This is a genomic window from Clostridium punense (assembly GCF_017874425.1).
GTDB classification, from domain to species: domain Bacteria; phylum Bacillota; class Clostridia; order Clostridiales; family Clostridiaceae; genus Clostridium_J; species Clostridium_J punense.
Window position 1 is genome coordinate 1 of sequence record NZ_JAGGLL010000034.1, and the last position, 18352, is coordinate 18352.

Consider the following 18352-nt stretch of genomic DNA (forward strand, 5'->3'; position numbering starts at 1 on the left):
TGGTTTATATAAAAATCATAGACAAATTGAACTGAAAAATATACAGAAAATTAATTGCTTAATTGGAAAATTAAGTTATTCGGAATATGAGTTAATTCATCATACTTTTTCTCTATACTTCTACATATTTTTCTTTATTAAAGATAAGTTTATTTTTATAAAACCTTCTTAGCTTAAATAAAAAAAGTTCCTTTTGAAGAATTTGAAACTATTTATTGCATTATTTTGTTTTATTGTTGTTTTATTTTTATTATTCTACTTTTATAACAATTAATTGATATAATACATCATAAAACTACTATAAATTTGCAAATAAAAATAAACATTGCAACTTTTTTGCTTTAGTTCAACTTTTCCTTTAAAATAAAAAAAGGATGACTATTCATTAATCATCCTCTATCACATCAATATACTGTTTTAAGGCTAAAGGATTATTTAGTATAATCTTTTTTCCCTCATAACTTATAATACCTTCATCAATGAATCTATTAATACATCTAGTTACTGTTATTCTAGAGCACCCTATGTTATTTGCAAGCTCTTGGTGGGTAAAAGGGGTGTCAATAAACACTTGTTCCTGCTCTCCAGCTCCAATACTACAAGAAGCAAGCCTTAAAAGCGCATCTGCTATTCTTCCTATGGAATCATTAAACACATTATTAGTTAGTTGTAACATAACAATTCTATACTTTCTTGTAATGCTATGAATAAAATATCTATATATATCAGAATCGTTTTTTAATTCCTCCTCTAAAACATTTTTATTGACTAGAGATATTCTTGCTTTTTCCTTCACTATACCCACAGTCAAACTGGATCCACCACAAAAATAATTCATTTCCCCAAAAATTTCTCCTGGTCTTAACATATATAAAAGTTTTTGATTTCCTTTAGAGCTTAGGATGCTCACTGAAACCACTCCGTCTACAACAATTCCAAAATAGTTATTATAGTCAACACTTAATATTTCATTCTTTTCATAACTTCTTAAGGTTCCCTGCTTGCTTAAGCTATTTAAAAAATAGTTTCTCATCCTTGTTTGTCTCTTTTCATCAAATAACTCATTATACATAAACTTCACCTCAATCCTCCGTTATCCAATTAATAATGCCCTTATAAACCCCAATATATTTCCTGTTATTTTTTTATCTAAGGTTTTATTAATAATAGCACATAATATAAGTGTATTCCTTTAAATAGAAATTATATAAAATTAAGGAAGTATCTTCTATTAAATTATATCATACTTTTAATATTCTTATGTACTCATATTATAAATAGAATAGTATACACAAACAAACTGCAAATTTTATAGTATTTTTACATCATAAAAAAGTAGCAGTTTAGATAAATCCGAACCACTACTTATATCTTTCTCTACTTTAGCTACTAATCATTTCATGCCAAAGCTTTCATTTTTAACTTCTCTTGCTGCAGATAAACTCTCCAATCCCCATTCTTGATATAGATATTATTATTCCTTAACTTTAATAAATCATTACAATTATAAATATAAGCGTTGGCTATTTCTTCATCTCCATTATCTAAAAGCTGTACTTTTATCAACTCTCTATTGTACTCATTTTCTGCCCTATCTTCTCCAAAAAAGTGCTCAAGTTTATCTAATTCCTGTAAGGTGTTATCATAATTCTTAACTTCAATGAGTTCTCCATACACATAGTCTTCACCATGAATCATTGCTGGATAACCGCATTCTGCAAGGTGGTAAAGTTCTCCCCTGGTTTTTGCATACTTTCTAGTAATAACTTTTCCTTTTAGGTATTTTTCATGATTAAAAAGATCTTCCATTAAGCTTCCATAAACAAAAACCTTTTTTGTCATAAACCTCACCTCCTAGCATATTTTCCCGTGTGACACTTTTATATCTTCCTCATTTTCAACTGCAGCTTTAACTGCAAGCTCTAATCCCTTAGATATTTGTTCTAAACTCATATATGGTGTATTAGTTCTAGCTATTACTTGCTCAGGAATAAATGGAACATGTATGAAACCACCTTTTAACCCTGGATATTTCTTATGTGCTAGATATAGAAGTCCATACATAATGTTGTTGCATACATAAGTTCCAGCTGTATTGGAAACTGCTGAAGGCACACTTCCTGCTCTCATTTCTTCTACCATTGCTTTAATAGGTAAAGTAGCAAAATATGCAGCTTCTCCATCCTCAAAGATTCTCTCATCAACTGGCTGATTTCCTGCATTATCTGGAATTCTAGCATCGTCAATATTTATTGCAACCCTTTCAACGGATAGTTCAAACCTTCCTCCAGCCTGACCAACACAAATTACTACCTGTGGCCTTTCCTTTTCTATAAGTTCATCAAGCTTTTCAATAGATTTCCCAAAAACTACTGGTATAGAAGCCTTTATGATATCAGCCCCAGCAATTATCTCTGGAAGCATCTTTACCGCCTCCAAGGATGGATTTATTTTTTCTCCTCCAAATGGTTCAAAACCTGTTACTAACACTTTCATACTTTTCCCTCCCAATCTTCTATCATTAGTATCAATTTAAAGTTAATTTATCTTACAATTACTATGAAAGAATTATAGTCCCTCTTCCATAATAAATCTTTTTAACTTCTATAGGTATACAACTTAGTTTTATCCTTATTAGCTATATAATCAGTAAGTAAATTGTTATTTCTTCTTACTTTATTATTGAGATTTAATTATCTAAAATGCCCACGCATACATTAAAACAATGTGAACTACAAGCATTGCTAGTGCTACTGGTGCTTGATATTTAATTACTCCATTTTTCTTATCCTTCATTTCAAGAATAGCTGTTGGCACAATATTAAAGTTTGCCGCCATGGGTGTAAGTAGTGTTCCACAATATCCTGCAGTTAGAGCCAAAATTCCTGCTATTGCTGGATTTGCTCCCTGTGCTATTACAAAAGGTACTCCAATACCTGCTGTAATTACAGAAAAAGCTGCAAAGGCATTACCCATTATCATTGTAAACACTGCCATACCTACACAGTAAGCAATAACTCCTAGAAGGATATTTCCTTCAGGTATTACACTGCTTATTCCTGAGGAAATAACTTTTCCAACTCCTGCTGCAGTAAATACTGACCCTAAGGCTGCAAGAAGTTGCGGTAAAATGTTTACCGGTCCCACTACCTGAAGCAATCTACGTCCATCTTCAGCCATTTCACTTGGCTTTCCTTTTGTATAATAAAGCCCAAGTACTGCTGCTACAAGAGTAGCTATACCAAGTGGCACAAGTGTGCCAAGCTGTTTGTTCCATATTTGTGCAATTGCAAAGGCTAACACTGCAAGAGCTAAGGCTGGTATAAATATTTTGTTTCCAACTCTATCAGCAGCTGCCCTTTTGAACTCTTCACTAGACTCACTAAACTTATTAACCTTAACAACTTTAAGTGCTGATAAAACCGCCATTAGTAGTACTAAGTATCCTATATAAACATCTTTAATGTAAATATCCTTATTCCCCCATAGCATACCAACTCTGCTAAAAGTGAAGATGATACCTAATATAGCCCAAAATAATGCTGTAGGAATTCTTGAAGGATGATTTTTATCTTTAATGGTTTTGTAGGCCGCAAAAAAGGTTACAAGTCCCATTATTACATACAAATATTCAGTTAATATATCTTTTAATAAAACCGGACTATTCATGTTTACACCTCCATTTATTTTTAAGCCTTATGACTCGTACTATTCTTATTTACTTTAGCTTTATACTTCTTATCAAATTTTTTATCATAATATAGAAATTGTATTGTTCCAAATATCATTGCAATTATAGCAACTGGTAAGGACGCTTTTGCAACTGTGAGCGCGTCTACTGTATAATTAAGCTCTTTTAAAACTCCAACTACTAAAAGTACACCTCCAGATGCAACGAAGAAATTCTGTCCATAAAAGTTACCATAGTTTTCAACTGCTGCGGTAAGTCCTTTTATAGCTTCCTTATCTTCTTCTTCAATCTTTCCATAGGTTGAATCAGCGGCTCCTTGTGCCATAGGAAGTATTAGTGGTCTTATAAACTGAACATGTCCACCTATTCTTAAGCTAAACATTGCTGCCAAGGTTCTAATAAAAAGGTAAAGGGATGTTAATCTCCCAAAGGTTGCTGACTTAAGCTTTCCAATTAAGAAGGCGGCTCTCTCTCTCAATCCATACCTTTCAAGTAATCCTATAACAGGAAGAGAAATGATAAATATAGACATTAATCTGTTTCCTACAAAGGCTTTCCCTAGTATCTCCATGATTTCATTAAAGGAAAGTCCTGCAACTAGCCCTGTAGCTATACCTGCACCAACAACAACTGCGATGGTGTCAAGTTTTAAAATAAAACCTACAATAATAATTAAAATACCAATAAGTTTAATCATTTAATAGTACCTCCTTATGAATTATCTGATATATATAAATTATCAAAATATTTAATCCACTGATGTATCCCAGGCTACAAAATTCATATTTTATTTTAAAAGTGTTCATATTTTCTTTTCAAACTCTATTTACAGCTATCACTGAATAGAAAAAACCTTTTATGTTAAGGATTTTCCTAACATAAAAGGCTAAACTTCTTCTAGGTATTCAAGGATTTTAAAAGTATAAAGTATATTAAATACTTGTTCCCCATTCATAAAATCCATTTCTAACAATTCTTTAATTTTTGTTATTCTATAACTTAATGTATTTCTATGTATAAAAAGTTTATTTGCAGTTAAATTGATATTTTGATTATTTTCTAAGTATATTTTTAAGGTCTTACTGTATTCTGTGGAATTATCCTTATCAAACTGCCTAAGTTTTAACAAGGATTCATTGCAATATCTTACTAAGTCACCTTCCACATGACTTAACAGATCATAGAACCTAAAATCTTTGTATTTAAATAATAAGCCTTCTTTATGAAGCTTTTTTGCATAATACATAGTGTTTTTTGCTTCAAAGTATCTATCCTTTACTTCTATAAGCTTTGATGCTCTACTACTCACAGCCATAGGTAGATTTTTTCTTTTAAGAAAAGGCAAAAAGTTTTCCAACAACTGTTCTAAAGATTGATGCTTAGAGTTTTTATTTAGTAAGATTATAATATCATCTTTATAGTATATGGATTTAGCACCAATGAAGGCTTCTTCAATGGAAGCTTTCAAATTTTTATCCTTAACATTTAAGGCATAAGTTGAAATATCCAAAAGAAGCACATACATTTCTTCACTAAAGTTGCATTCTGCACTTTTCATTCTTTCTAAAGCAACAGCCTCTTCAGCTATTTTACCTTCCAGCAAATCCAATAATAAATTTTCATATTTTACACCTTTTATATTTTTATAAGTAGCATTACTTTTTAGTTCTTCAGTAATTGCACTGTTAAGCACTTTAAAGATGTTCAAGTGCTCCTCTAGTACTTCCCCATCTTCCTGTAATAAAAGAAGATATGCAACTACCTTTCCACCTATAAGTATCTTGCTTACAAATTTGTTTATGCTACTTTCGTCACAAATTACTTTATAGGGTTCAATAGTTAAAGGTGATTCCTTTACTGACTTAAGTTTCTTTACTGCTGCAATAAATTCATAAGAACAATAACCCATTTCAATGTTTTCTTTCCACAGGCTATCTTTAATTTCTTTATTTGTCGATGAAGCAAGCACTGAAAACTCACCGTCTATCAAAATTATAGGATTATTTAAACTTTCTGCCCCAATTTGTAGTAGATATTTCAACCCCTTCCCTTGGGCTAAGGAATTTAGTAAGCTTGTAGCTGGATTTGAAATGTATATTTGTTTCACCACGATATTTTTTATGTAGTTCCATAATTCAAAAATTTCCTCCTCCTTGTTAACCATAATATAATTGCCTTGGTTTAATTTATCTTCTAAATATTCATCTTCTACCAATATAAAGCTGCCTTTAAGATTTTCTTTAAAGCCGTTTAATTGGGAAGCCTTCCCTATATACAATATTTCTTCTTTTTCAGGATTAAAATCTTTAGTTATAAACTCTATATCTGTAATTTCTACTGGATTTACAATGCTATAGTTTATAATTGCATTATATTCTCGTTTCAGTTTTTCAAATAAAGTCACTATTGATATGTTCACAATACCACCTCTAAGAACATTATAGTGCATGATGCACAATTACCTCAACAATTTTTAGAGATTAGCTACATAGATTAAGTTCTCTCTATATGTTAAATTATAAACAAATCTTATTGTGGAGGGAAACTTATGAAATTTCAAAACCTATTTTCAAAAGGTAAAATTGGAAATTTAGAACTTAAAAATAGAATTGTAATGCCAGCTATGGGAACTTCCTTAGCTAGTTATAATGGTGAAGCTTCACCAGAGCTTATTGCTTTTTATGAAGAAAGAGCCAAAGCTGGTTGTGGCTTAATTATTACAGAAATCACAAGAATAGATGATGAGTTCGGTGTTGGTACCCCAAATCAACTTAGTGCAACTAATATAAAGCAAATTCCTAGTCTTGAAAGATTAGCTAAAGCTGTTCATAAATACGATACTAAAATATTCGTGCAATTGCATCACCCTGGCAGAGAAAGTCATGGTCATTTGATAGACGGAAGACAAATTGTAGCCCCTTCTCCTATCGCCTGTAAGGTGTGTAAAGAGGAACCAAGAGAACTTTCAACTGAAGAAGTTGAAAACTTAGTTAAAAAGTTTGTTACTGGTGCTAAAATTGCACAAATGGCAGGTATTGATGGTGTAGAGCTTCACGGTGCTCACGGATATTTAATTTGTCAATTCCTTAGCCCTTATACAAATAAAAGAATAGATAAATACGGCGGAGATTTTGATGGAAGAATGAGATTCATAACTGAAATCATCCTAGGTATTAGACAAATATGCGGTAAAAATTTCCCAATAAGTGTGAGAATAGACGGGGATGAGTTTATAGATGGTGGTATAAACTTAGAGGAAGCAACTAAAATAGCTAAATACTTAGAATCCTTAGGTGTTGATGCTATTAACGTAAGTTCGGGAATATACGAAACTGGCTTCACTATAATTGAACCAATCGGTTTAAAAGAAGGTTGGAAAAAACACCTAGCTAAAACTATAAAAGCAGCGGTTAATGTTCCAGTAATTGCAGTTAATAATATTAAACATCCTGAAGTGGCTGAAGAGCTTTTAGGTGAAGGAGTTATGGACTTTGCTGGAATTGGAAGAAGTCAGCTTGCAGATTCCCAATGGGTACTTAAAGCTTATGAAGGAAGAAGTGAAGATATAAAACCTTGTATTTCTTGTCTTCACTGTATAGAAGAGCTTGAAAAATGTAGAGCTACTAAGTGTGCAGTAAATCCAGTTATGGGAAGAGAATTAGAGTTTGATAATTTAGTGGTTAATGGAGAAAATAAATTGGTAGCTGTAATAGGCGCTGGTCCAGCTGGTTTAGAAGCCTCAAGAACTTTAGCTTTAAAAGGCTATAAAGTTGTATTAATTGAAGAAGAAAGCGCCATAGGAGGTATGGTTTCTTTAGGAAGTAACCCACCTGATAAAGAAAAACTAACTTGGTTTATTAACTATTATAAAAAAGCCTTATCAGATTTAGGAGTTGAAATAAGCTTAAATACTAGAGCTACATTGGAAATGATTAAAGAACTTAATCCATATGCTGTATTTGTAGCTACTGGTTCCACTCCATTCATTCCAAACATAGAAGGTATAAATACTGCAAATGTATTAAATGTATCAGAGATTTTAAGTGGCAGAAATATAGTAGAAAATCAAAAAGTAGTTGTTATAGGTTCTGGTATGACTGGTTGTGAAACTGCTGAGTATTTAGCCGTTAGAGGCAATAAATTAACTCTAGTAGAAATGCTTCCTGAAATAGGAACTGGTATTTATCCAGCTAATTTATACACAGTTATTAAAAACTTAAATACTCATGGAGCAAAATTCCTAACTTCTCACAAGTTAATGAAAATCACTGAAACTTCAGTAGAATTACTAAACTTAAAAACTAATGAGCCTGTGACTATTACTGCAGATAAAGTAGTACTTTCCCTTGGAATTAAACCTAATAATTCTTTAGTTCAAGAACTAGAAAAGCATTTTTCAATAGTTAAAGTTATTGGCGATGCTGAAAAACCAGGAAGAATTGCAGAAGCGGTAAGACAAGGCTTTGAAAAAGCTTATGTATTGTAAAAGTATAGAATTGTCTTGAATTAATCTGCAAAAAATTATTCAAATAATCTTTTTTACAGTCAAAACTGAGTAAGAAGCCTTTAATTATAAAAGCAGTTAAACCCGTTTAATAACTTATATAAACTAATATAATAAAGAGAAAGAAGGTCTATTATGGAATTACAACAAGTTGTAGAAAATAGAAGAAGTATAAGAAAATTTAAAAGTGACTCAGTTTCTGAGAAGCATATTCACGAATTAATAGAAGCAGCAAGACTAGCTCCTTCAGGTACAAATCTTCAACCTACTCGTTATATTATAATAAAAAGTGAAGAAGCTAGGGAACAGCTCAAAGGATGTACACCTCTACCTTTCGTTTCCCAAGCTCCTGTGACTATAGTAGCTCTTATTGATAAGCAATCTGTAATGTCACAAGGTAATAGAATGAAAGAACTTAGAGAAGCTGAAGCTTTTGTTGATACTCCTCTTGATAAAGCAAATGAATCTTCAGAGGATTACTCAAAACGTAGAGCTACCTTAGATGAAAATGCCATCAAAGCTTACTTAACATTAAATGCAGCTATTGCAATTGACCATATTACTCTTAAAGCAACAGATTTAGGTCTTGGAACTTGCTGGGTAATGATGTTTGATAAAGAAAAGCTTCATAGTATGCTAAATATTGATGATAGATATGAAGCTGTGGCACTAATTCCTGTAGGCTATCCAGATCAAGATCCTGCACAAAGACCAAGATTACAACTTGAAGAAATACTTTTAAAAGAAGTTTAATCCAAAAATCACAGTAGAATTTCTACTGTGATTTTTAGCTATAAGGGACTCATTATTTATTACTAACTCTTATACTTAGCTTTATTAGCTAGAATATTAAAGAATATTGCTGTTTATTTTTAAGTACAATAATTAATTATATGAATTTTAAAAATATGCAGAGTAAATCAATTTAATAATAGGATTATTATTAAATTTTTTCTCTATTTACTTCCTCGTGTCTTTCTTCTAAATATTTGCAAAGCTCTTTAAATTCACTTAGCCATTTAATTTTTGCAAGCTCTCTTAAATCAATAATAATTTTAGTACTTGACTGCTTTATATATTCCATTTCATGAATCTCAGATTCTACAAATCCTTGCTTATGGCTATAAGTACAAGGCTTAAAGTTTTGCCAATTGCTTTCAAAATACTTTGTCTTTGCATAACATAATCTATATATGTGAAATACCATGCCTAAAGGAGATGCCTTTAAAGCTAAATTATGACTGAAGTACTCTTGAACAGGATATTTTTCTTGCCTTCTTTCCCAATAAAGTCTATTGTTTGGGTGAAGATTATACTTATCAATTATTTTGCACTTTTCCTCTCCTAGTTCTTCTCTCATAATTTTTTCCCTGGTATCTACATCTAAAGATTTTAACGTATCTCTATCCAAGTATAATACCTCCTAAGATTCAGCACTGAAAATCCACTAGTAAATTATTTAAAAATTTAAGTTATTAAACAGTTTAATAACTTCGGTTAAAATTAATCATAAAATATATTGGCTAGGGTAGCAGGATTTGAACCTGCGCATACTAGAGTCAGAATCTAGTGCCTTACCGCTTGGCTATACCCCATTATGGTGACCCCTAGGAGGATCGAACTCCTGACTCCACCGTGAGAGGGTGACGTCTTAACCACTTGACCAAGGGGCCATATATTTACTACACTTATAATTTTAATAGCACTTTTCATATTTTACCAATACATATTATTCATGAACCAAATAGCATCTATCAGCTTTTCTGATAATCAAATTTTTCCTCTACCTCTATCCAATTGAAAACAACAAAAATCATCAACTGCCTCATAACCTACCAGAGTGCCATTGATGATTTTTTAGATTAATTCAATATGTGGTTCTATTTTTCATATTACTAACGAAAGACTTTTCTTACATCTTAAAGGTATGAACATTATCAAGCCACATGTAAGTTTTCCGCTGTTTAATTTTTATATAGCTCCACTTATCATAAGAACTATAATTTTTACTTAGCAAATTCATTAATATGTTTTTCATAGTTTATCAACCTTTCTCATTTTTAAATTTTATTAATTATTAGTTGGAAAGCATAGCATTACTGTAGTTTTAGCATGCTTTAACTCTTTCTTTTATAATGCATTGTTTAATCTTGCATTATAGCTTTATTACTCTACGCTTTATTAGAAAAACTATATAATTGCTGTTCAAAGTTAAAAATTACATTCTCAAAGTTATAATGCTTTCAAATCTTTGATTTTTATTATGGTCTGTATCCATTATTACATCCCAGATACTTTTCGTATCTTTTTGTGGTTTATCACCAAATATAGAATTTAGTATAGCTCTCATAAATTATCACCTCCTTCATAATTTAAATTGTACTGAAATAGACTTAAAGCTTTGATATTATTGCCCCCTTTTAACATTTATATACTTATAAGTAATTTATTTCTATATTAAAGCAATAAAAAAATCATAGTATATCTTTTTGCTTTAAAAGCACAAAGACCTACCACGACTCCTTATATCACAATAATAAAGTGCATATAAAAAGCCATAGAGTACACAACCCTATGACTTAAAATATCAAAATTAGTAATTTAAACTTCGTCACCAAGGCCGCTTCTAAAAATATTTAATTTAGTTAAATTTCTGTTCATTAATGTTAAATAAAAGTTTTTCATATACAACGACCTCCTTTTAAAATATTATCAACAAAAACTATATTATCACTAATTTACAAATTTGTCAAATGTTTCTTTTAACTTTATTGAATTATATTCCAAATCTGTTTCATTTCCTCAGAACTATCTAAAAGTTCTTCCAAAGTTCCCTGAGCTTCAATCTTGCCTTCTTTCATAACAATAATATTATCTGCTTGTTGAAGTACAAATTTTCTGTTTGACACCACTACACAGGTTGGTTTATTGCTATTAAATAACCTATTCCACATAGTAACTTCTGTATCAACATCTAGAGCACTAGAAATGTCATCAAAGACATATAATTCTGCTTTTCTAGCAAACATTCTAGCAGCTGCAGTTCTCTGTATTTGTCCTCCTGATAGTTTCACTCCTTTAGAGCCAATTACAGTTTCAATTCCTTTAGGCAAAACTTCAATATCTCTTTCTAATACCGCAGAATGTATAGCACTTTCAAATTCACTTTGGGTTTCTGAAAGTCCAAGTAAAATATTTTGTTTTAAAGTATCACTAAATAAGTTAGGTACTTGTGAGGTATAGGCACTTATTGGGGGAACAAAGAACTCTGCTGGATCTTTAATGCTTTTACCATTCCAAATAATTTTTCCACCTGCTTTTGGCAGTAACCCTAAAATTGTTTTTACTAACGTGCTTTTTCCTGACCCGATACGTCCAGTAATTACAGTAAAACTTCCTTCTTTTATAAGGAAATTCACATTGTGAATCCCATTGCCAGTTTCCTCATAAGTATAAGTTAAATCTTTAATTTCTAAAATTTCTAGTTTATCGGTATTAAGTTTAATATTTATTTTGTCATCTATTGTATTTTCTTTCTTAATGCCTTCTTTCAAATATAATGGATTATGCTGAACTAATGTTTCTCCACTATCCTCTTGTAAAAGCTCTATCATTCTTCTGAAAGCTACTCCTGTTTGTTGATAATGAGCAATAAAGGAACCGAAAAACTGCGTAAAATCAGCAACAAAAGCTAAGTAATAAACAAATAATGCAAAATCTCCAACGGTAAAATTTCCAGCCTTTATTGACTGTCCAGCTAATAGTAATATTAATCCAGTACCTAAGCTTACCGTATTTTCATATATAGATTGCATTAACTGATTTAAAATACTATCCTTCAGTGTAAGAGTATGCCTAATTTTGTTTAAGCTATTTAGGTTGCTTAAAATATCTTTTTCAGCACCAGCTACCTTTATTGCTTGAACTGAAGAAAAGATTTCTCCCATAGCTCCCGTTACATTAGCAGTAGCCTCTCTCGAGGCTTCTCTATACTTTTCTATTCTTTCTCCAGCTCTTTGTGCTAAAGCTACTACTAGAACTAGAGGAGTAAATACAAGTAAAGTAATTTTAGCATTAATATTAAGTAATATTATTATAGCTACAAGTGCAAAGACTGCACTTCCAATTACATCTAAAGTCCAACTAATAGAGTTTTCAGCCTGATCTGCATCATCTCTAAAACAGTTTACCGCTTCCCCAGTAGAACAAGCTAAGGACCTAGAACCTGGTTTATCTAATATTCCTTGAAGTAAATTTCTCCTAATAAGACCACTCATATTAAATCTATGAACAATATCCACTCTTCCCCCAATGGCTATGAAAACTATTCTAATTAGAGTTACCATTATCATTAGAACTAGAAGCCCCCAAATCCCTATATTAACACTAGCATTTCCACTTAAATTATCAAAAAACTCTTTAGCCAAAAGTCCAGGTATTAGGGGTGAAATGTGAATTAAAGTCCAAAGTATGCAGTTACAAAGATAGAGCCAAGGTCTATACTTTATCATTTCCCATATATAATAAAGAGTATTTTTTTCCTTCTTAAGCTCCATTATACAAGTACCTCCTCTATTCCTTTTTGTAGTAGGTTATAAAACTTAGATTGTGGATCTTGTGCTAAACTTTCTCTCTGCCCCTGTTCTATCACAGTTCCCTTATCTAAAATAACTATATTATCAGCTCTTTGCACAGTCCATAAACGATGTGCAATTATAATACAAGTTCTATTTTTAAGAAGCTTATCTAAAGCCCTTTCTATTAACTGTTCTGTTATTGGATCTAATCTTGAGGTTGCTTCATCTAAGATTACTAACTCTGGATTTTTCAAAAAAACCCTAACAAAAGCTAGAAGCTGAGCTTCTCCTGCTGATAGACCTCCCCCTCCAGCTTGAAGCACAGTGCCCAAACCATCAGAAAGACCTTCATACCATTGATTTAAGCCCACATCATAAAGTACTTTTAATATTTCCTCATCCTTTACATTCTTATTAAACATAGTAAGGTTATCCCTAACAGAGGCTTGAAAAAGTTGAACTTCTTGTGTAACATAGGCTATTTTGTCTCTAAGCTCTTTAAATGTTAACTCTTCAATGCTACAGTTATTTAAATATATCTTTCCACTATCCACATCATAGAGCCTTACAAGAAGCTTTGCTAAAGTTGTTTTCCCACTTCCTGTATGACCTAAAACACCTAAAATCTTTCCTTTAGGAACTTGCACACATATATCCTTTAGCACTTGGGAATCCTCTTCGTAGCTAAAAGACACATTATCAAAGTTAACCTCTATGGAACCTGATGAAGTTAATTCACTTTCACCTTCATAAATTTTTGATTTTGTCCCTAAAAGTTCTTTAACTCTAGTAATACTAGCGCCAGCCTTCTGTAGATCTTGTAACTGCTGTCTAATCTGCTCTATAGGTCTTGCTAGAAGTTCTGTGTAGCTAAAAATTAGATATACTGTTCCTATGGTTATAACTCCTTTTTTAAATAAATACGCAGATAATCCAAAAGCAATAACATTCCCTAGTGTAAATATAATTAGGGTGGCTGACCACATATTATAATAATTCATCACTGCCTTAGTGGTAATAGGTAGAAGCTTTCTTAACATGTCATAAAATCTATTCATCACATAATTTTTAGCTCCACTAGAACGAATATCTTCTGTACTTGTGATTTGTTCTCCAATAAACCCGTATAACTTTCCATAAGCATCCCTATCTATTACCCAAGAATCCACCTTAGTAGACTGTAAATACCAAAGGATACAAAGCGCTGCAATAGCAAAAACTCCCAAGCTTAATCCTATTCTTAAGTCTTCTCTCAAAAGTAACAAAAGTATTCCCATAAGCAGAACTCCATTTGTGAGCACATTCAATATAAACTTAGAAAAGAAATTAAATAATGCATTGACATCTCCATCTATTCTTTCAATTAACTCCCCTGGCTGATGTGCCTTATGAAACTCCATATCTAAATTAATACAATGTTCTATTAGGTCAACTCTCAAGCCATTAGTAGCTCTCCAGCCTATATTTTGACTTAGATAAGTAGCTATCAAATTAAATCCTTGCTGTAGTATGGCTGCTCCAATAAATATAATTGCAGCTATGGTTAACCTTCTAGCAGTATCCCCTTTAGTTGCTTCATCCAGAAAATAACGTAATATTTGAGGGTTTGCTAACTGAAGAATTATATTCCCTGCCAAAACAGTTGCTAGTATTATAACACTGTTAATCTGTGACTTTAGGTATTTTGATAATAAATTCAAGTATTCTTTTAATGACACTTTCATGATTTCCCCTCCCCAAAAAAATTAAAGGTTGCAAATGAATCCCCCATTCATTTACAACCTTTTAAACTCATTTTCATAACACATAGCTTTCTTTATATATATGTTCCATTAATGATTATTCATGTTCATATAGGGTTGCCTAAGAAAAATCCTAATCATAAATATATAAACTTAATTAAAACATATATATTGTTAAAGTTATTATATTAAAAATTTATAAATTACTAAATACTCTATAATTACATTTCATGAAACAAAAATGTACAAACAAAACAGCTTCTTTCCATAAGTTATACCACTAATAGTAAATAGGTATTTATTATCTTTATTTTATAAATTTAAAAATGATTTAATAAAAATGCCATGGAGCAAAAACCCCATGACATTAATTACTATTTATTTAATTTAAAAACCTTATTAAATAACTATTATGGCTCCTTTTTACAAGGATCATAAAGCAAAAGCTACTACATATAAAACCTATGCTCACAGAAGTTTTGCTTTTTCAAAAACTTAGTATGAGACACAATAGTACAGTAACTTCAATAGTTTTAATCAGCTTTAAAATTAATTAAATTTAAAGGATTGTAATTAATGTTGTTCTACTCATATAGTTTCAATAAATTCATTCATAGTTTAACCGTTATAACAAGCAGTCCCTTGTCACACATTTTATAAACTAGAACTTTTTTTAATGAAATATAATATTTAATACTAATAATTTTAAAATTTACGCATTACAAATAAACCTTACAAACTAAGGCTTTAAACGTATTTGCACAATTTTTACTAGCAATTAATGTAGAACGTTTTAATCATTACCTTTACCTCCAAATTTAATTTGCTTATTTAGCCTATATAGTAATTTATTTTTCTATGCAAGTAAACTGCTCTTATAAGTTAAAGGCATTAACCACCAAAATAGATCATAAATTTACTCTATACAATACAATTTTAGTACTAATTTCCATTAAAGTCAATAATATTCCATAAATAAATTGTATTGGAATAAATCTATTTCACTAAACCTAGTTATAGGTTTAACCCTTTTGCTAATACTAAAGCCGCCTTATTAGTATCTCTTGAATCTATGGTGTAGGAAATACTAATTTCAGATGTGGTTACTTGCTTAAATTCAATTTCATTATCGGAAAAAATATTAAAAACAGTGCCTGCAACTCCAGATTGTTTTTTCATTCCTATTCCCACTACGGATACCTTTGCCACATTAGAATCCTTGCATATTTCAATACCTGGCATTTCATCGGTTAGCTCTCGAGTCACTTCATCAATGGCTTGTTCATCTTCTAAATTAGCTGTAAAGGATACATTAACATAGTCATGTAAAGGTGCAGTTTGACTTATCATATCAATATTTATATGGTGGTTTGCTAATTTATTAAATATAATTGATACATTTTTAGATTTATGTAACACATTGTTTATTGTTACCATTAAAATATCATCATTTATTGTAAGCCCTGTAATTGCTTTTTCTTCCATAGTTTCATCATACTCCTTTATATAAGTGCCTCTTTTTTCTTCACTACTTAAAGCTACATAGATAGGTATATTATACTTACATCCTATTTCAACAGCCCTTGTCTCCATGACTCCAGCCCCTAAGCTTGCCATCTCCATCATCTCTTCATAACTTATATTCTCTATTTTTTTCGCTAAAGGATATACTCGTGGGTCTACACTGTAGATTCCATCTACATCAGTATAAATTTCACAAATGCAGTTCAATTTGGCTGCTAAAGCTACTGCGGTAGTGTCTGAACCACCCCTTCCCAAGGTAGTAATATCGCCATTCTCATTTACCCCTTGAAATCCAGCTACAACTACTATTTTCCCTGCATCTAAATAGCTCTTTACTGTATCAATATCTATATCTGTAATTGTATTTTTTGTATGCACTCCAGTTGTTTTTATTCCTGCTTGTAACCCTGTTAATGAAATAGAATCAAAACCATACTGTTGAAAAGCCATTGAAAGCAAAGCAATTGAAACCTGCTCCCCTGTAGCTAACAGCATATCTAATTCCCTTTTGTTAGGATTAGGTGATATCTCTTTTGCCATATTAATAAGGTGGTCTGTTGCTTTACCCATAGCAGAAACTACTACTACAACCTCATCACCAGCTTTTTTTCTCTTAATTACTCTTTCTGCAACTGCCTTTATTCTATCTGTAGTTCCTACAGAAGTTCCTCCATATTTCTGTACAACAATAGCCATTGTTACTCCTCCTAGTTGATCCTAAATATCTTGTATACATATAATTACCATTGAAAGTTAAAATGTTTATCCTATTTGATATTTAAAATACTTAACTTTATTTTAAATTTGTATGTCTTATATTCTTGTATTTTTGCATAAATAAGTAAAATCTCTTGGCTTCATTGATATGTTCACACTTTAAAGTAAACATACCATTTGCATTTTATATGTTTTTTACTATTCTTATGTCTTTTAAAGAAACAACTTCTCATCATGAATTAATTATAATTGAAGTTGTTTCTCCTAACTTTCATTTATTTTTAGAATTCAACATCGTTTCTTAATATATCTTCATAATTCTCCCTTTTTACAGCTAATTTAGCCTCTCCATCCTTTGCAAAAACTACTGCTGGTCTAGGAATTCTATTATAATTACTTGACATACTATAATTGTAAGCCCCTGTACTAAATACAGCTAAAATATCCTCTGGCTCTGCTATTGGCAGTTCAATGCTTTTTATTATTACATCTCCAGATTCACAACACTTTCCTGCCACAGTGTAAGTCTCTTTATTTTCATAGTTAACCTTGTTTACAATAACAGCTTCATATTTGGCATCATACAACGCAGTTCTTGGATTATCTGTCATACCACCATCAACAAAAATAAAATTTTTCCCTCCATAGGTTTTCTTAGTTCCACCAATGCTATAAATAGTAGTTCCAGCATTAGCAACTATTGCTCTCCCTGGTTCTATCATTATCTTTGGAAGTTTAATATCAAGTTTTTTTGCATTCTTTTTAATTATATCAATCATATTCTGAAGGCAATTGGCAATATCAACTGGGGTATCATCTTGGGAGTAATATACTCCAAAGCCCCCGCCTAAATTTAATTCCTCAGTAATAAAATCACATTCATTAGCTACTTTCCCCAGAAATTGCAACATTACTGAAACTGCACCATAAAATGAGGTTTCCTCAAAAATCTGGGATCCAATATGACAATGGAATCCTTTTAAAGTCACATTATCGCTACTCTGAAACTCATTTATTATTTGGCATATTTCCTCTTGAAATATAGAAATTCCAAACTTTGAATCATTAGTTGAGGTTTGAATATATTCATGAGTATGAGCCTCAATTCCTGGATTAACCCTTAATAACACTTCAGCTTTCGATTTTAACTCCTTGCACAATCTTTCAATTAAATATAATTCTTGAAGATTATCCACAACAATTCTTCCAACCTGAGCCTTAATAGCAAGAGTAAGTTCATCCATCGTCTTATTGTTTCCATGCATATAGATTTTATTAGGAGGAAACTTTGCTTTAATTGCTGTATACAACTCTCCTCCAGATACTACGTCTAAAGATACCCCTTCTTCATGGATAATCTTACACATAGCTAAATTTAAAAATGCTTTTGATGCATATATAACTTCAGTTTCAATGTCACTATTACTAAAGCTACTTTTAAATAGTCTACAATTATTTCTAATTAACTCTTCATCAACTAAATAAAGTGGCGTACCAAATTTATTTACTAAATCAGCTACATCACATTTACCTATTTCTAGATTTCCTTTGTTATTTACACTTGCAGTTCCAAATAATTTCATAGGACTCTCCCCTT

The 18352-nt window shown here is 31.2% G+C and carries 14 protein-coding genes and 2 tRNA genes; 2 read left to right on the forward strand and 14 right to left on the reverse strand.

Annotated elements, in window-relative coordinates; all coding sequences use genetic code 11:
• Window positions 1-385: 385 nt before the first annotated feature.
• The 6 genes from J2Z44_RS17010 to J2Z44_RS21995 form a co-directional block, all read right to left on the reverse strand.
• Entirely contained in the window at window positions 386-1072 is a 687-nt protein-coding gene (locus tag J2Z44_RS17010) for a Crp/Fnr family transcriptional regulator (RefSeq protein WP_152513277.1), read from the reverse strand.
• A gap of 326 nt (window positions 1073-1398) precedes the next feature.
• The gene (locus tag J2Z44_RS17015) at window positions 1399-1842 is read right to left on the reverse strand and encodes a gamma-glutamylcyclotransferase family protein (protein WP_021284552.1); all 444 of its coding nucleotides are present in this window, start codon (window positions 1840-1842) and stop codon (window positions 1399-1401) included.
• Between the two features lie 12 nt (window positions 1843-1854).
• Window positions 1855-2496 carry a pyroglutamyl-peptidase I gene (pcp, locus tag J2Z44_RS17020; RefSeq protein ID WP_021284551.1) on the reverse strand — a complete coding sequence of 214 codons (642 nt, stop codon included), beginning with the start codon at window positions 2494-2496 and terminating at the stop codon, window positions 1855-1857.
• A 201-nt stretch (window positions 2497-2697) separates the two neighbouring features.
• Entirely contained in the window at window positions 2698-3669 is a 972-nt protein-coding gene (locus J2Z44_RS17025; RefSeq protein ID WP_021284550.1) for a DUF979 domain-containing protein, read from the reverse strand.
• 20 nt (window positions 3670-3689) lie between these two features.
• Entirely contained in the window at window positions 3690-4385 is a 696-nt protein-coding gene (locus J2Z44_RS17030; RefSeq protein WP_378109323.1) for a DUF969 domain-containing protein, read from the reverse strand.
• Between the two features lie 192 nt (window positions 4386-4577).
• Window positions 4578-6110: a PucR family transcriptional regulator gene (locus tag J2Z44_RS21995; protein ID WP_161624482.1), complete on the reverse strand. Its 1533-nt coding sequence runs from the start codon at window positions 6108-6110 to the stop codon at window positions 4578-4580.
• A gap of 129 nt (window positions 6111-6239) precedes the next feature.
• Between J2Z44_RS21995 and J2Z44_RS17040 the strand changes: the two genes are divergently transcribed.
• Both J2Z44_RS17040 and J2Z44_RS17045 read left to right on the forward strand, forming a co-directional pair.
• Window positions 6240-8177 carry an NAD(P)/FAD-dependent oxidoreductase gene (locus tag J2Z44_RS17040; RefSeq protein WP_209649859.1) on the forward strand — a complete coding sequence of 646 codons (1938 nt, stop codon included), beginning with the start codon at window positions 6240-6242 and terminating at the stop codon, window positions 8175-8177.
• Between the two features lie 153 nt (window positions 8178-8330).
• Window positions 8331-8948 carry a nitroreductase family protein gene (locus J2Z44_RS17045; protein WP_021284545.1) on the forward strand — a complete coding sequence of 206 codons (618 nt, stop codon included), beginning with the start codon at window positions 8331-8333 and terminating at the stop codon, window positions 8946-8948.
• A gap of 190 nt (window positions 8949-9138) precedes the next feature.
• On the opposite strand, the gene J2Z44_RS17050 is transcribed toward J2Z44_RS17045, so the two are convergent.
• The 8 genes from J2Z44_RS17050 to lysA all read right to left on the reverse strand — a co-directional run bounded on the left by J2Z44_RS17050 (window position 9139) and on the right by lysA (window position 18338).
• Window positions 9139-9606: a hypothetical protein gene (locus J2Z44_RS17050; RefSeq protein WP_021284544.1), complete on the reverse strand. Its 468-nt coding sequence runs from the start codon at window positions 9604-9606 to the stop codon at window positions 9139-9141.
• Window positions 9607-9715: 109 nt separating this feature from the next.
• Window positions 9716-9790: transfer RNA gene (locus tag J2Z44_RS17055), tRNA-Gln, on the reverse strand.
• A 3-nt stretch (window positions 9791-9793) separates the two neighbouring features.
• Window positions 9794-9868, reverse strand: a tRNA-Glu gene (locus J2Z44_RS17060).
• A gap of 545 nt (window positions 9869-10413) precedes the next feature.
• On the reverse strand, window positions 10414-10545 hold the full coding sequence (locus J2Z44_RS21890; protein WP_021284543.1) for a hypothetical protein: 132 nt from the start codon (window positions 10543-10545) through the stop codon (window positions 10414-10416).
• 418 nt (window positions 10546-10963) lie between these two features.
• Window positions 10964-12751, reverse strand: a complete 1788-nt coding sequence (locus J2Z44_RS17065) for an ABC transporter ATP-binding protein (RefSeq protein WP_021284542.1) — start codon at window positions 12749-12751, stop codon at window positions 10964-10966.
• The gene (locus J2Z44_RS17070; RefSeq protein ID WP_209649861.1) at window positions 12751-14496 is read right to left on the reverse strand and encodes an ABC transporter ATP-binding protein; all 1746 of its coding nucleotides are present in this window, start codon (window positions 14494-14496) and stop codon (window positions 12751-12753) included. The genes J2Z44_RS17065 and J2Z44_RS17070 overlap by 1 nt, the downstream gene beginning before the upstream one ends.
• Window positions 14497-15528: 1032 nt before the next feature.
• Entirely contained in the window at window positions 15529-16734 is a 1206-nt protein-coding gene (locus tag J2Z44_RS17075) for an aspartate kinase (protein WP_209649863.1), read from the reverse strand.
• A gap of 302 nt (window positions 16735-17036) precedes the next feature.
• Window positions 17037-18338 (reverse strand): diaminopimelate decarboxylase, encoded by a 1302-nt coding sequence (lysA, locus tag J2Z44_RS17080; RefSeq protein ID WP_021284537.1) that lies wholly within the window; start codon window positions 18336-18338, stop codon window positions 17037-17039.
• Window positions 18339-18352 lie beyond the last annotated feature (14 nt).

Excerpts from the sequence above, each read along its gene's own strand:
- J2Z44_RS17010 (WP_152513277.1), bottom strand. The coding sequence starts at position 1,072 with ATGTATAATGAGTTATTTGATGAAAAGAGACAAACAAGGATGAGAAAC.
- J2Z44_RS17015 (WP_021284552.1), bottom strand. The coding sequence starts at position 1,842 with ATGACAAAAAAGGTTTTTGTTTATGGAAGCTTAATGGAAGATCTTTTT.
- pcp (WP_021284551.1), bottom strand. The coding sequence starts at position 2,496 with ATGAAAGTGTTAGTAACAGGTTTTGAACCATTTGGAGGAGAAAAAATA.
- J2Z44_RS17025 (WP_021284550.1), bottom strand. The coding sequence starts at position 3,669 with ATGAATAGTCCGGTTTTATTAAAAGATATATTAACTGAATATTTGTAT.
- J2Z44_RS17040 (WP_209649859.1), top strand. The coding sequence starts at position 6,240 with ATGAAATTTCAAAACCTATTTTCAAAAGGTAAAATTGGAAATTTAGAA.
- J2Z44_RS17045 (WP_021284545.1), top strand. The coding sequence starts at position 8,331 with ATGGAATTACAACAAGTTGTAGAAAATAGAAGAAGTATAAGAAAATTT.
- J2Z44_RS21890 (WP_021284543.1), bottom strand. The coding sequence starts at position 10,545 with ATGAGAGCTATACTAAATTCTATATTTGGTGATAAACCACAAAAAGAT.
- J2Z44_RS17065 (WP_021284542.1), bottom strand. The coding sequence starts at position 12,751 with ATGGAGCTTAAGAAGGAAAAAAATACTCTTTATTATATATGGGAAATG.
- J2Z44_RS17070 (WP_209649861.1), bottom strand. The coding sequence starts at position 14,496 with ATGAAAGTGTCATTAAAAGAATACTTGAATTTATTATCAAAATACCTA.
- J2Z44_RS17075 (WP_209649863.1), bottom strand. The coding sequence starts at position 16,734 with ATGGCTATTGTTGTACAGAAATATGGAGGAACTTCTGTAGGAACTACA.
- lysA (WP_021284537.1), bottom strand. The coding sequence starts at position 18,338 with ATGAAATTATTTGGAACTGCAAGTGTAAATAACAAAGGAAATCTAGAA.